This is a genomic window from Gemmatimonadaceae bacterium (assembly GCA_019637445.1).
Lineage (GTDB): Bacteria > Gemmatimonadota > Gemmatimonadetes > Gemmatimonadales > Gemmatimonadaceae > Pseudogemmatithrix.
Map to the genome: position 1 here is coordinate 1,210,540 of JAHBVS010000001.1, position 12,285 is coordinate 1,222,824.

Below are 12,285 nucleotides of genomic sequence, written 5' to 3' on the forward strand. Positions count from 1 at the left end.
TCCCGCGATGGCCACACCCGACGAGTTCTTCGCCATCGACATGCGCGTCGGCACCGTGCTGCGAGCCGAGCCGTTCCCCGAGGCCCGCAAACCGGCCATCAAATTGTTCATCGACTTCGGACCGGAGCTCGGTCAGCTGCAGTCCAGTGCGCAACTCACCGTGCATTACACGCCCGAACAACTGGTCGGCCGGCAGGTGGTCGCGGCGGTGAACCTCGGCGAGCGGCGCATCGCCGGCTTCAAGAGCCAGGTGCTGGTCCTGGGCGCGATGCCGGACGAGCGCGAGGTCGTGTTGCTGCACCCGGACCACGCCGTGGCCAACGGCACGCGCATCGGATGACCCATTCCGATTAGCTTGCAGGCCACCACTTCACGACAGGGGTAAGCGTGGCCGAAGCAACGCAGGGCAAGCCGCCGTCCAGGGTGTCGGTGCGCTGGGACGGGGAACAGCGGTTCGACGCCAGCGTGGCGGGCAAGCGCGAGACCATTCGTATCGACGGCACGCGCGACGCCGGCCCGAGCCCGGTGGACACCCTGCTGAGTGCGCTGGCGGCCTGCACGGGCGTGGATGTGGTCGAGATCCTGGCGAAGCGGCGGACGCCCGTGGAGGGCATGTCCATCGCGGTCACGGGTGACCGCGCGAATGCCGTCCCGTCCCGCGTCACCAAGATCCATCTCGAGTTCCGCATCCGCGGCGAAGGGATCGAGCGCGTGCACGCGGAACGCGCCATCGATCTCGCCATCACCAAGTACTGCTCGGTCCGCGACTCGATCGATCCCGCGACGCCGATCGAGTGGGCGCTGGTCCTCGAATAGCGCGCCGCGACCGGCCGCTGGCCGCGCGTGCTGAAGTGAAGCCTCCCCGCGCCGCCTAGGCGCGGGTCCGCGTCGGGCGCTTGAGCGTGATGCTCACGGGGCAGTGGTCGCTGCCCATCACGTCGGTGTGGATCTCCGCGGCCTTCACCTGCTTGGCCAGGCCAGCCGAGACCATCACGTAGTCGATTCTCCAGCCGACGTTCCGCGCGCGGCAGTTGGCGCGCTGGCTCCACCACGAATAGTGGCCGTTGCCCGCGGTGAAGATGCGGAACGTGTCCACGAAGCCGGCGTCGAGGAACTTCTGGAAGCCCTCGCGCTCCTCGACCGTGAATCCCTTGTTGCCGACGTTGGTCTTGGGATTCGCGAGATCCAGCTCTGTGTGCGCCACGTTGAGATCGCCGCAGAAGATGACGGGCTTCGTCTTCTCTAGCGCCTTGCAGTGGGCGAGGAAGGCCGGGTCCCAGTGCTTGTGGCGCAACGGGAGGCGGCTGAGATCGTCCTTGGCGTTCGGCGTGTACACCGATACCACATAGAAGCGCTCGAACTCCGCCGTGATCACGCGCCCCTCGTCGCCACTGTCGCGGCCTTCGCTGTCGACCAGCTTGAACTTCTTGCTCACCGGCTTCGTGAAACCCGTGGTCACCGACAGCGGCTTCGTGCGCGAGAAGATCGCCGTGCCGCTGTAGCCCTTGGTCGCCGCCGAGTTCCAGTACTCGAGGTAATCCGGCAGATCGATCTCGACCTGGTCGCGCTCGGCCTTGGTCTCCTGCAGGCAGAGGATGTCCGGTTTGTGCTTGGCGAGGAACTTCGGGAAGTCGCCCTTGCGGATGACGGCGCGCAGGCCGTTCACGTTCCACGAATAGATCTTCACGGGTCTCCTATCGTCTGATCTCGCGCAGCAGGTGCGGCAACTCGGGCACCAGGATGCGCGTCAACGCCAACTCCACCGCCGCCTTCGATCCGGGCAGCGAGACGATCACGGCGCCCTTGGCACTGCCTGCGACCGCTCGCGAGAGGATTGCCGTGGTGCCGATCTGTTCCTGATAGCTCAGCAGGCGGAACAGCTCCCCGAAGCCGGGAATCTCCTTCTCGAACAGCGGCTGCACCGCCTCGACCGTGCGGTCCTTGCTCCCGAGCCCGGTGCCACCCGTGATGATGATGGCGTGCAGGTCGCCGCGGGCGAGCCACTGCGCGACCTGCTCGCGCACGGCCGGTTCGTCGTTGCGCAGCAGGCCGTGCACCGCAATCTGGTGACCGGCGGCCTCGAGCAGGCGCCGGGCCAGCGGGCCAGACTCGTCGGTGTTTACGGTCCTCGAGTCGCTTACGGTGAGCACGCCGCAGCGCAACGCACCGCGCGACGCGGCCTCGGCGCGGTGGGCGGCCGTCCCCTCGGGAACGGTCACGCGGTGCCGCTCAGTCCCTCGGCCTTGAGCGCCTCCATCACCTTGGCGCGGAGCTTCTCGGGGCATCCGTCCTTGCCCTTCGCCTCCTGGAGTGCCGCCAGAAAGCGCTCCTCGAAGTCGGCCTGCGTGAAGCAGTGCGGGCAGCTCGTGATGTGTTCGCGCAGGCGACGCTCGGTCTCATTCGTCACCTCGCCGTCGAGTAGGTCGAAGATCTGGGCCATCACGCGGCCACAGTCGAGCATGCCGGGGTTCTGGTCGTTCATCATCACGAGTCCCTCTGGGTGCCGTCGGACGCGGTGGCGAAGCCGGCGTCCTGTGCATGGGCCATCAACTTCTCCTGCAGCAGCTTTCGTCCCCGGAACAGCCGGGAACGCACGGTGCCTACGGGCACCTCGAGCACGGCCGCCGCATCCTCATAGGATTGGTCTTCCATGTCCACGAGAATCACGACGGAACGGAAGGCCTCAGGGATCTCCGCGAGCGCCTGCTGGATCGCCGGGCCGAGATCGGCGCGGGCGAGAATGGGCTCCAGTCCACGCCGAAGCCAGACATCCCGCGCTTCCGCCGCATCCACGGCCTCTGCCCCATCGTCATCCAAGGTGACCTCGCGCTTGCCACGCTCCTTGGAGCGCAGGAACACGTTGCGCGCGATCGTGAAAAGCCATCGCCGTACATCGGTGCCCATCTGAAAGGTCTTCCAACTGCGGAACGCACGCAGGTAGGTCTCCTGCACGACGTCCTCGGCGTCCGCCTCATCGCGGGTCAGCGATCGGGCGAAGCGATAGACGTCATCCAGGGCCGTCAGCGCGAGCGTGCTGAACTCGGCGTGCGTGCCCGTCGCGGGGGGCGCTTGGTCGGTCATCATCTGAACGTGCCACCAATCCCTGCCCGACGCAAAGGTTCCGGACCCCTACCCTGCACCCTCTGGCCTTCGCATCCTTCGGTATGGACCTGTCCCATTTGAGAGCGGAGTACCGCCAAGCCAGTCTCGATATCGGAGACGTGGACGCCGACCCGCTCAAGCAGTTTCATCGCTGGTTCTCCGAGGCGCGCGAGGCCGGACAGCACGAGCCGAACGCGATGGCCCTCGGCACCGCCGGCAGTGACGGCGAGCCCAACGTGCGGATGGTGCTGCTCAAGGAGGCCGATGCGCGCGGGTTCGTCTTCTTTACCGACTATCGGTCCGTGAAGTCGGAGGAGTTGGGGAGCAACGCGCGGGGGGCACTCTGTTTTTGGTGGCACACGCTCGAGCGACAGGTGCGGGTGCGGGGGGCGGTGCAGCGTGTGGACGAGGCGGAGTCCGCGGCGTACTTCCAACAGCGGCCGCGTGGCAGCCAGCTGGGCGCCTGGGCTTCCGCGCAAAGTTCGGTGCTCTCCGCGCGTGACGCGTTGGTCCGCCGCCACGAGGAACTCGAATCGCAGTACGAGGGCGTCGACGTTCCGCTCCCGCCGCACTGGGGCGGGTTCCGCGTGGTGCCGGAGGTCTACGAGTTCTGGCAGGGCCGCGAGAGCCGGCTGCACGATCGGCTGCGGTATCGCCCGGTCGGGAGCAACTGGACGATCGAGCGGCTCAGCCCGTAGGGGCCCGCTCCATCACGGCAGCGCCTTGAGCCCTGCCTTCGCGATCTCCAGATCCTTGTCCAGAGCCAGCGCGCGATCGTACTCGGCGCGGGCATCCTCTCGCCGTTGCTGACGGCGTAGCACGTCGCCGAGTCTTGCGTGGACCGCAGCGCGCGACGGCATCCACGTGGAAGGCTCCCAAGTCGTGTCGGCGATAAGCGCGCGCAGATATCGCTCTCCGGCGGCCAACTCGTGTCCACTCACGGCGGACATCCGACCGAACTGGTAGCGGACGGGACGACTGTCGGGGTGCCGACCAAGGAACTCGATGTACACGGCCGCCGCCTGCTCCGCGCGATTCCAATTCACGAGACGGCTCGCAAGCGATAGCGTCGGCCCGAGACTGTCAGGGACGGCAGCGGCAGCCGCGCGCAGGGCGCGCTCGGTGGCCACCGTGTCGCGCGCGTGCCAGGCGATGTTCGCGGCCGCCTGGTGTCCGCGCACTGGATTCCGCCGAGCGATCTCGCGCTGCTGCTCCTGCGCCTTGTCCACGCTACCGCCCATCACGGCAGGCGCCATCAAGTAGAACTGGATCAGGCCGTCGCGCGCATCGAGCAACTCTGGATCCAGCTCCACCGCTTTCTCGAACGCGGCCTTCGTGCGTCTGGCGAGAAACGGCTGCCGCAGGATGCTCGCCTCCTGAGCCTGCTGTCCCACGGCGCGCCCGAGCCAGAGGTGATATTCCCCGACCTTGGGCTCCTGCGCGATGGCGCGCTCGAACTGCTTCTCGGCGCGTGCTGCGTCGTTGCGGCCCATCAGCCGCACGCCTTCGTCGAAGGCGGCGCGGCCGGCCTGTGCGCTGACGCTGGCCGGAAGCAGGGCGGCGAGAACCACAGCGTGGACGCAGAGACGGCGCAGCATGGGACTTCTCCTCACGAATCGCGAATGGTGACGCCGGCGCGGGAGCGCTAGCGTACGCGATCGGACAGGCGGAGTTCCCCCAAGAGTTTGACATAGCTCTCGTAGCGGCCGACATCGAGGTTCCCGGCGGCCAATGCCTCGCGCACGGCGCAGCCCGGCTCGACGTCGTGGGTGCAGTCCTGGAAGCGGCACTCGCCGAGGTAGGGCGCGAACTCGGGGAAGCACTGATCGAGCGCACCCGCCGGCAGGCCCCACATGCCAACCTCGCGCAGCCCGGGGGTGTCCACGAGATAGCCCTCGTCTCCGTCCGGCAGGGCGAGCAGCTTGGCGCCCACGGTGGTGTGGCGGCCCTTGTTCACGGACTCCGAGATCTCCTGCGTGCGCAGCGCGACACCGGGGTGCAGCGTGTTGAGCAGGGACGACTTGCCGACGCCGGACGGACCGGCCACCGCCGTGACCCGTCCGTGCAGCACGCCGCGCAGTTCGTCGAGTCCGACATCCGCCTTCACGCTGGTGCGGTGCACGGGATATCCCGCGCGCTCATACGGGCGCGCAAACGCATCCACCTGCGCGTCGTCCGTCGCCAAGTCCACCTTGTTGAGCACGACGTGCGCGTGCAGGTCGTTGGCCTCGCAGACGACGAGGAAGCGGTCGATCATGCGCAGGTGCGGCTCCGGCTTGGCCACGGCGAAGACCACCAAGACCTGGTCGACATTGGCGGCGAGCACGCGCTCCCCGAATCGGCCGCCAGGCTCGCGACGCGCGAGCACGCTGCGCCGCTTGGCGATCTCAACGATGCGCCAGCCTTGGCCACGCTCCTCGGGTTCGACGCTGACGTGGTCGCCGACGGCCAGCTTCACGCTCCCGCGTTCTTCCTGCTTGAGCCGGCCGGCTAGCGCCGCGGCCACGACGGCGCCGTCGCTCGAGCGCACCTGCCACACACCGCCGGTGCCTTCAACGACGATGCCCTCGCGGCGGCTCACGCCTCTGCCTCGTCGGAGTTGCCCGCCGTCATCTCGCGTGACTGGCCCGCCGTCTCGTCCGCCGTCTCGTCCGCCAGCTCCAAGGCGAGCACCGTGCGCAGATACTCGGCAGCGCGTGCGACTGGCCACGCGCCAAGCGCGGCGGCCGCCGCCTCCCGCGTGGCAGCGAACTCGAGATAGTCGCTCTCGACGTGCCCCTCCACGCCCTCTTCGCCGACCCGCCGCCAACGCAGGAAGAGGAAGTACGCGCCAAACCGCCCGCGCGGGTCCTGCGTGAGCTCGTCCGTGAGCACGGCCACGGAGTACGCGAACCCGTCGGCCGCATCCCACGACGCGGCCCGTTGATGCACCACCTCGTAGCCGCCGACCGTGGTCTCGTCGCCTTTCGCGTGGTCGGCGGGCAGGAAGCGGCTCATCGGCAATCGACCCCTGCGCTCAGCGGCGGCGAAGCACTTCCCGCATCACGTTGCCCGTGATGAAGGCGATGTTGGCCGGACGCTCGGCGAGACGCCGCATCAGATACGGATACCACTGCGTGCCAAAGGGCACGTACACGCGCATGCGCCAGCCGTCCTTCACGAGCTGCTCCTGCAGGTCCCGGCGCACGCCGTACAGCATCTGGAACTCGAAACGATCGGGGGCGATGCCGCGTGCTTCGGCAAAGCGACGCGCCTCGGCAATGACGGTCTCGTCGTGCGTGGCAAGTCCAACGTAGCGGCCCTTCTCCATCAGCTTGTGCATGGCGGCCACGTAGTTCGCGTCCACGTCCTTCTTGTCGGGAAACGCGACGACGGGGGGTTCGAGATAGGCGCCCTTGCAGAGCCGCACCCGGCACTGCTTGTCGATGCTCCACTGCACGTCATCGAGCGTGCGGCGCAATGCACTCTGCAGCACGATCCCGACGGTTTCCGGAAAGTCGGGGAACAGCCGCTGGGAGAAGAAGTCCAACGTGCGCTGCGTGTAGGCGCTGCCTTCCATATCCAGCCGCACGAAGCCGCCGTACTGCCGCGCGCGTTCCAGGATCGCACGCGTGTTTGCCTCGCAGACCGCATCGTCGATGTCCTGTCCCAGTGCGGTGAGCTTCACCGAGACGTTCACCTCCAGGCCGCGCGCGTGCATGGCGTCGAGCAACTCGAGGTAGGTCGTCACAGTGGCCGTGGCCTCGTCAGCGTTGGTCACGGACTCGCCGAGCAGATCCAGCGTGCCCGTGATGCCCCTGGCGTTGAGTTCGGCGACGGCATCACAGGCCGAGCTGACGGTCTCGCCGGCCACGAAGCGCGAGGCAAAGCGCTTCGCGAGGCCGTTGTTGCGGACGAACTTGAAGATCTGCGGTTGGTGCGAGAGGTACAGCAGGGACTTGCGGAGCATGCGTGTCGGAGAGGGCGCTCAGCGCGCCGGTCGGGGCGGAAGCGGCGCGAGGATGCGGCGCACCGGATGGGGCGACCCAACGGACAGCGCGGGGTCGAAGAAGTTCCAGGTCGTGAGTCCGTCATCGGACTCTGGCTCAAGCAGGATTGCGGCAAGCAGGGCCAGCGGCTGGTCGGCGCGGATGTAGTAGCTCCCCGCCTCAAGCGCGATCTCCGTCGGCTCCCAGCGACCCTCAAGCAGCACTTCTTGGTGGCCCTGGAATGGACGCGGGGCCCGGACGATGGAGTCCACGACGAAGCGCTCACCGCGCAGGCGCAGCGACCCTCCCGCAATCTCCGAGAGTTCAAGTCCGTGGTAGGCGAGACGCGCCAACAGGGCGCTATCGGGATTGGCGATGACCCATCCCGACGGCAGCGCGCGAGCGCGCGTCGCGTCGAAACGGTCGTAGACCGGCATCTCCACTGCCGTGAAGCGATGCGTGCGCTTGAGGCCCGGACGGAGACCGGCTTCGTAGCGCACCGAGTCGCCGGTGGCTTCGAGCGCCTCGACCAGGATCGGTGCGCGGAACGGCGACTTGGTCATCTCGGCGCGGATGGCGACGCTCGGGCTCGTCGACGGGCTGCTGGACGCCGCCCGCGCCGCTGCCGTGGCCGCCCCGGCCGTGCGCGCCAACACCGTGGCCCGCTGCTCGGCCACGAGCGAGAGCAGCTCGCGCACGAACACCGTCGTGGCCTCGACACGGCGCTGGAAGGGATCGTGCGAGTACGCCTCGCTTAGCACGCTCACGCGATTGCGGAGGCCGTAGTAGTTCGTGCCGAAGCGCGGCTTGTGTTCGTAGGTCTCCCAACCGCCCTTGCGCAGCGAGGTCGGGTCGTCGCGCCCAGCGAACTCGCCGATGAAGTTGCCGTAGTCAAAGGTCTCGACACCCTTCGCCCGCGCGCGCGCCCGCACCGCAGGCAGCAGCGTGTCTCGCGTCCAGGCACCGGCAGGCGCGAGCACCGGATCCATCGCCGCCGGATGCAGCGAGGGCGAGTACGTCAGGGCGTAGCCGTGGTATGAGCCATTCGTCGTATGCAGGTCCACGAATACGTGCGGATCCCACAGCACGAACATCCGCAGCGAGGCCATCGTCTCCGGCGCCTCGGCCTTGATGTAGTCGCGATTGAGGTCCAGCTGCTGCCCGTTCGCGCGGTTCCCCACCTGCTCGGGCCCGTTCTGCGAGCCACGCATCCGCTGCTGCGGTCCGAGGGCGTCGTTGCCGTCGCCGTTGTAGATGGGCACGGCAATCAGGACGATCGAGTCCAGCACGTTCGCGCGCCGATCGGTGAGCAGATCGCGCAGGATGGCCTGCAGCGATTCCTTCCCCTCAACCTCGCCGCCGTGGATGTTGCCCTGGACGTAGACGACGGGCTTGCCACTCGCGCGCGCCTCGGCGGGCGTCCGCACCAGCGGCCGAGCGGCAATCACATAGGGCAGCACCTTGCCCTGCGTCGTGCGTCCAAGCTCGCCGCGCACGAAGCTCACTGGCGCGACCTTCTGCAGTGAATCGAGGAAGGTGATGACGTCGGCGTACGAGGAGGTCTCGGTGTAGGCGCTGCGCTCGGCACGGGTCTGCTGTGACTGAAGCGACGAAGGACGGAGGACGAAGGACGAGAGCAACAGCACTGCGGCGACGCCAAGGCGGAACATTCGATCAGACGCAGGCCGTCCATCCTCCGTCCTCCGTCCTTCGTCCTCAGTCGAGCACTTCATACCGGCCTCCCTTCCCGTGGATAGAACGTCCGCCCCTCGCGTGCCATCTCCACCAGCACGCGCGCCGGCGTGAACCGCCCCGGATGCGTGGCATCCAGCGCCTCCAACTGCTTCACCACCTCCGCGATGCCCACCGCATCCATATGCCGGAAGGGCCCGCCACGGAACGGCGGGAAGCCGATGCCGAACACCGCGCCGATGTCGCCATCGCGCGCCGAACGAATGATGCCTTCCTCAAGACAGCGCGCGGCCTCGTTCACCATCGCCAGTGCGAGCCGCCGCTGGATCTCGTCCTTCGGCACGGTCTTGCGCTTCGTACCGCCGGGATAGAGCTGATAGACGCTCTCGTCCACATCGCCGCGCTTGCCCTTCTCGTCGTACTCGTAGAAGCCCTGCTTGCCCTTACGCCCCAAGCGGCCCGCGCTGAGCACCTTCTGCAGGGCCACGCTTGGTGACATCCGTCCGCCAAAGGCCTCCGCCATGATCGCGCCCGATTTCCCAGCGATGTCGAGGCCGACCTCGTCGATGAGGTTGATGGGTCCGACCGGGAAGCCGAACTGCGACATCGCCTTGTCGATGGCGTCGATGGCCACGCCTTCGTCGAGCATCAACCCAGCCTGGTTCACGTACGGCGCCAGGATGCGGTTCACGTAGAAGCCCGGCGCGTCATTCACGATGATCACCGTCTTGCCGATGCGACGGCCGAACTCCACCACCGTGGTCACCGTCTCCGCCGACGTGCGCGGCGTCACGATGACCTCGAGCAGCGGCATCTTGTGCACCGGCGAGAAGAAGTGCATCCCGATCACGCGCTCGGGCCGCTTCGACGCCGCGGCAATCTTCGTGATGGGAATCGTGCTCGTGTTCGTCGCGAAGATCGCATCGGCGCCGAGCACGGCCTCCGTCTCGGCCAGCACCTTGTGCTTGACGCTGAGATCCTCGAACACCGCCTCGATCACCAACGGCACGCGTCCGAAGCCCGTGTAGTCCACGGTGCCCGAGACAAGCCCGAGCTGGTCCTCGAATTGCTGCCGCGTGAGCTGCCGCTTGGTGAGCCGGTCCTTGAGCACGTCGCGCACCGCGCCGACGCCTTTCGCCACACGGTTGGCATCGGTGTCCTTGAAGCGCACCGGCACGCCCTTCTGTACCGTGATGGAGGCGATGCCGGCACCCATGAAACCGCTGCCGAGCACAGCGATGCGGTCGATCTTGCGTGCAGGCGGTGCATCGCCGGACACGCCACTGTCCTTCTTCAGCGCGGTCGTCGCGTAGAACAGGAACATCAGCTGCTTGCAGACCGGCGTCATCGCCATCTCGCCGAACAGCCGTGCCTCCTCTGCGAAACCCGCGGCCTCGGAACTGCCGTAGCCGGCGGCAATGGCATCGATGGCCGCAAACAACGCCGGGTAGTGGCCCTTGGACTTTTTCTGCGTCATCTCGCGCGCCTGGCGGAACACGACGGCGCGGCCGAGCGGGTTGTCATCGAGCAGCAGTTCCTTGGCGCCGTGCTTGCGCGCATCGCGGCTGCGCGGGATGCTGCCGGCAGCGATCTGTCGCGCGCGATCGATGGCTGTCTCGCGCAGGATCGCCGGGTGAACGAGTTCCTCGACGAGGCCGGTTTGCAGCGCCTTCTTGGCGCGCACGTTCTTGCCCGTGAGGATCATGTCGAGCGCGACCTGCAGCCCGACCTTGCGCGGCAGGCGTTGCGTGCCGCCCGCGCCCGGGATGAGCCCGAGCTGCACTTCCGGCAGCGCGAGCACCGTCTTCGGCGTGTCGGCCGCGATGCGGTACGCGCAAGCCAGCGAGAACTCGAGGCCGCCGCCGAGGCAGGCGCCTTCGATGGCGGCGACCACCGGCACGCGCCCCTTCTCGATGCGCTGCATCATCGTGTGGCCGAACGCGCTCGCCTTGCGCGCGTCCTCGGCCGTCTTGAACTCGAGGAACTGGTCGATGTCCGCGCCGGCGATGAAGGTGCCCGGCTTGCCGCTCATCAGCACGGCCGCCTTTACAGCGCTGTCCTTCTCCAAGTGATCGATCATCGCCGTGAACTCGTCGATCACGGCCGGCGAGAACTTGTTGATGCTCTCGCCCTTGAGGTCGAAGGTGATGACGGCGACGCCGTCCACCATCTCCAGGGTCAGCGCCGTGCTCATGCGCGCTCCACGACCATCGAGAAGCCGAGGCCGCCGGCAGCGCAGACGGTCATCAGGCCGAACTGGCCGCCGCGGCGCTGCAGCTCGTTCACCAGCGTGGTGGTGATGCGCGCGCCCGTCGCGCCAAAGGGATGTCCGATGGCCACCGAACCGCCCATCACGTTCAGCTTGCTGCGGTCCACCGCGCCCACCGGCTCGCTGAAGCCAGCGCGCTCGGCCCAGTACTTGGACTCGAAGCCCGCCAAGTTCGACAGCACCTGCGCCGCGAAAGCCTCGTGCATCTCCACCAAGTCCATGTCCTTGAGCGAGAGCCCGGCACGTTTGAGCGCCATCGGTGCCGCGAGCACCGGCGCCTGCAGCAACTGCTCGCCTGGATCCAGCGCCGCATAGGCATAGGAGCGGATGTAGGCATTGGGCGCGTAGCCGAGCGACTTGGCCACGTCCTCGCGCATGAGCAGCACCGCGGCGCCACCGTCGGTGAGCGGCGAGGCGTTGCCGGCCGTCACCGTGCCGTAGCGCTTGTCGAACACCGGCTTCAGACCGGCCAGCGCCTCCAGCGTCGTGTCGGAACGGATGCCATTGTCGGCCGTCATCGCCTCCTCGTACCTGGGCGGCAGCATCACCGGTGCGATCTCCTTCGTCAGGCGGCCGTCCGCCGTGCCCGCAGCGGCATTCCGGTGCGACGCGTACGCCAGCTGGTCCTGCGCCTCGCGTGCGATGGAGTTCAGCTTCGCCATCTTCTCCGCCGACTGGCCCATCGTCTCGCCTGTCGTCGGCTCGGCGATGGCCGGCGTGATGGGAATGAAGTCCTTGCCGCGGATCTTGCTGAAGGCCTGCACGCGCTGTGGCAGCGTCTTGGCTTTCGAGGCCGCGACGAGAGCATCAGAAAAGCCGCGCGAGTGCAGGATCGGCACGTTCGACAGCGACTCTGCGCCGCCCGCGATGGCGATCTCCGCGTGGCCGAGCGCAATCTGGTCCGCGGCGTCGGTGATGGCCTGGTTGGCCGACGCACAGGCGCGCGAGACACTGAAGCTGTCCACGCCCTTGGGCAGCAGCGGCATCAGCGCGATTTCGCGCGCGATGTTCGGCGCGGTGACGTTGGGGATGACCGTGCCGAAGACGAGGAGGTCGAGGGCGGCAGGATCGAGGTCGGTACGGTGCACCAGCTCGCTCACGGCGATCTTGCCAAGCTCGATCGCGCCAAGCGCCTTGAGGGTGGTGCCGGCCTTGGCGAAGGGAGTGCGGACGCCCGCGATGATCGCGATGCGCCGTCCCGGCTCGTAGATGGGCATCCGTTAAAGGTAGAGGGGGCGGAAGTGCCGCGCTGTG

At 67.7% G+C, this 12,285-nt stretch carries 14 protein-coding genes; 3 read left to right on the forward strand and 11 right to left on the reverse strand.

Features of this window, described 5'->3' with window-relative positions:
- Positions 1–7: 7 nt before the first annotated feature.
- Together KF709_05575 and KF709_05580 are read left to right on the forward strand one after the other, a co-directional pair.
- Entirely contained in the window at positions 8–340 is a 333-nt protein-coding gene (locus KF709_05575; GenBank protein ID MBX3173860.1) for a tRNA-binding protein, read from the forward strand.
- Between the two features lie 47 nt (positions 341–387).
- Positions 388–816 carry an OsmC family protein gene (locus KF709_05580; protein ID MBX3173861.1) on the forward strand — a complete coding sequence of 143 codons (429 nt, stop codon included), beginning with the start codon at positions 388–390 and terminating at the stop codon, positions 814–816.
- 55 nt (positions 817–871) lie between these two features.
- Here KF709_05580 and xth read toward each other — a convergent pair whose 3' ends face one another.
- From xth to KF709_05600, 4 genes are read right to left on the reverse strand one after another with little or no spacing between them, the layout of a single operon-like run.
- Positions 872–1,687 (reverse strand): exodeoxyribonuclease III, encoded by an 816-nt coding sequence (xth, locus tag KF709_05585; GenBank protein MBX3173862.1) that lies wholly within the window; start codon positions 1,685–1,687, stop codon positions 872–874.
- A 7-nt stretch (positions 1,688–1,694) separates the two neighbouring features.
- Positions 1,695–2,219, reverse strand: coding sequence for a MogA/MoaB family molybdenum cofactor biosynthesis protein (locus KF709_05590; protein ID MBX3173863.1), 525 nt, complete (start codon positions 2,217–2,219; stop codon positions 1,695–1,697).
- Positions 2,216–2,482 (reverse strand): zf-HC2 domain-containing protein, encoded by a 267-nt coding sequence (locus KF709_05595; protein MBX3173864.1) that lies wholly within the window; start codon positions 2,480–2,482, stop codon positions 2,216–2,218. Before KF709_05595 ends, KF709_05590 begins: the two co-directional genes overlap by 4 nt.
- Before the next feature lie 2 nt (positions 2,483–2,484).
- Positions 2,485–3,081 carry a sigma-70 family RNA polymerase sigma factor gene (locus KF709_05600; protein MBX3173865.1) on the reverse strand — a complete coding sequence of 199 codons (597 nt, stop codon included), beginning with the start codon at positions 3,079–3,081 and terminating at the stop codon, positions 2,485–2,487.
- 83 nt (positions 3,082–3,164) lie between these two features.
- Between KF709_05600 and pdxH the strand changes: the two genes are divergently transcribed.
- Positions 3,165–3,800: a pyridoxamine 5'-phosphate oxidase gene (pdxH, locus tag KF709_05605; protein ID MBX3173866.1), complete on the forward strand. Its 636-nt coding sequence runs from the start codon at positions 3,165–3,167 to the stop codon at positions 3,798–3,800.
- A 12-nt stretch (positions 3,801–3,812) separates the two neighbouring features.
- Here pdxH and KF709_05610 read toward each other — a convergent pair whose 3' ends face one another.
- From KF709_05610 to fadI, 7 genes are read right to left on the reverse strand one after another with little or no spacing between them, the layout of a single operon-like run.
- Positions 3,813–4,700: a tetratricopeptide repeat protein gene (locus tag KF709_05610; GenBank protein ID MBX3173867.1), complete on the reverse strand. Its 888-nt coding sequence runs from the start codon at positions 4,698–4,700 to the stop codon at positions 3,813–3,815.
- A 47-nt stretch (positions 4,701–4,747) separates the two neighbouring features.
- Entirely contained in the window at positions 4,748–5,683 is a 936-nt protein-coding gene (gene rsgA / locus KF709_05615; protein ID MBX3173868.1) for a ribosome small subunit-dependent GTPase A, read from the reverse strand.
- The gene (locus tag KF709_05620) at positions 5,680–6,099 is read right to left on the reverse strand and encodes a hypothetical protein (protein ID MBX3173869.1); all 420 of its coding nucleotides are present in this window, start codon (positions 6,097–6,099) and stop codon (positions 5,680–5,682) included. Before KF709_05620 ends, rsgA begins: the two co-directional genes overlap by 4 nt.
- 19 nt (positions 6,100–6,118) lie before the next feature.
- The gene (locus tag KF709_05625; protein ID MBX3173870.1) at positions 6,119–7,051 is read right to left on the reverse strand and encodes a proline dehydrogenase family protein; all 933 of its coding nucleotides are present in this window, start codon (positions 7,049–7,051) and stop codon (positions 6,119–6,121) included.
- Between the two features lie 18 nt (positions 7,052–7,069).
- A complete protein-coding gene (locus KF709_05630) occupies positions 7,070–8,740 on the reverse strand; it encodes a hypothetical protein (GenBank protein MBX3173871.1) in 1,671 nt (556 codons plus the stop codon).
- 59 nt (positions 8,741–8,799) lie between these two features.
- Entirely contained in the window at positions 8,800–10,956 is a 2,157-nt protein-coding gene (gene fadJ / locus KF709_05635) for a fatty acid oxidation complex subunit alpha FadJ (GenBank protein ID MBX3173872.1), read from the reverse strand.
- Entirely contained in the window at positions 10,953–12,248 is a 1,296-nt protein-coding gene (gene fadI, locus KF709_05640; GenBank protein ID MBX3173873.1) for an acetyl-CoA C-acyltransferase FadI, read from the reverse strand. The genes fadJ and fadI overlap by 4 nt, the downstream gene beginning before the upstream one ends.
- Positions 12,249–12,285: the final 37 nt, after the last annotated feature.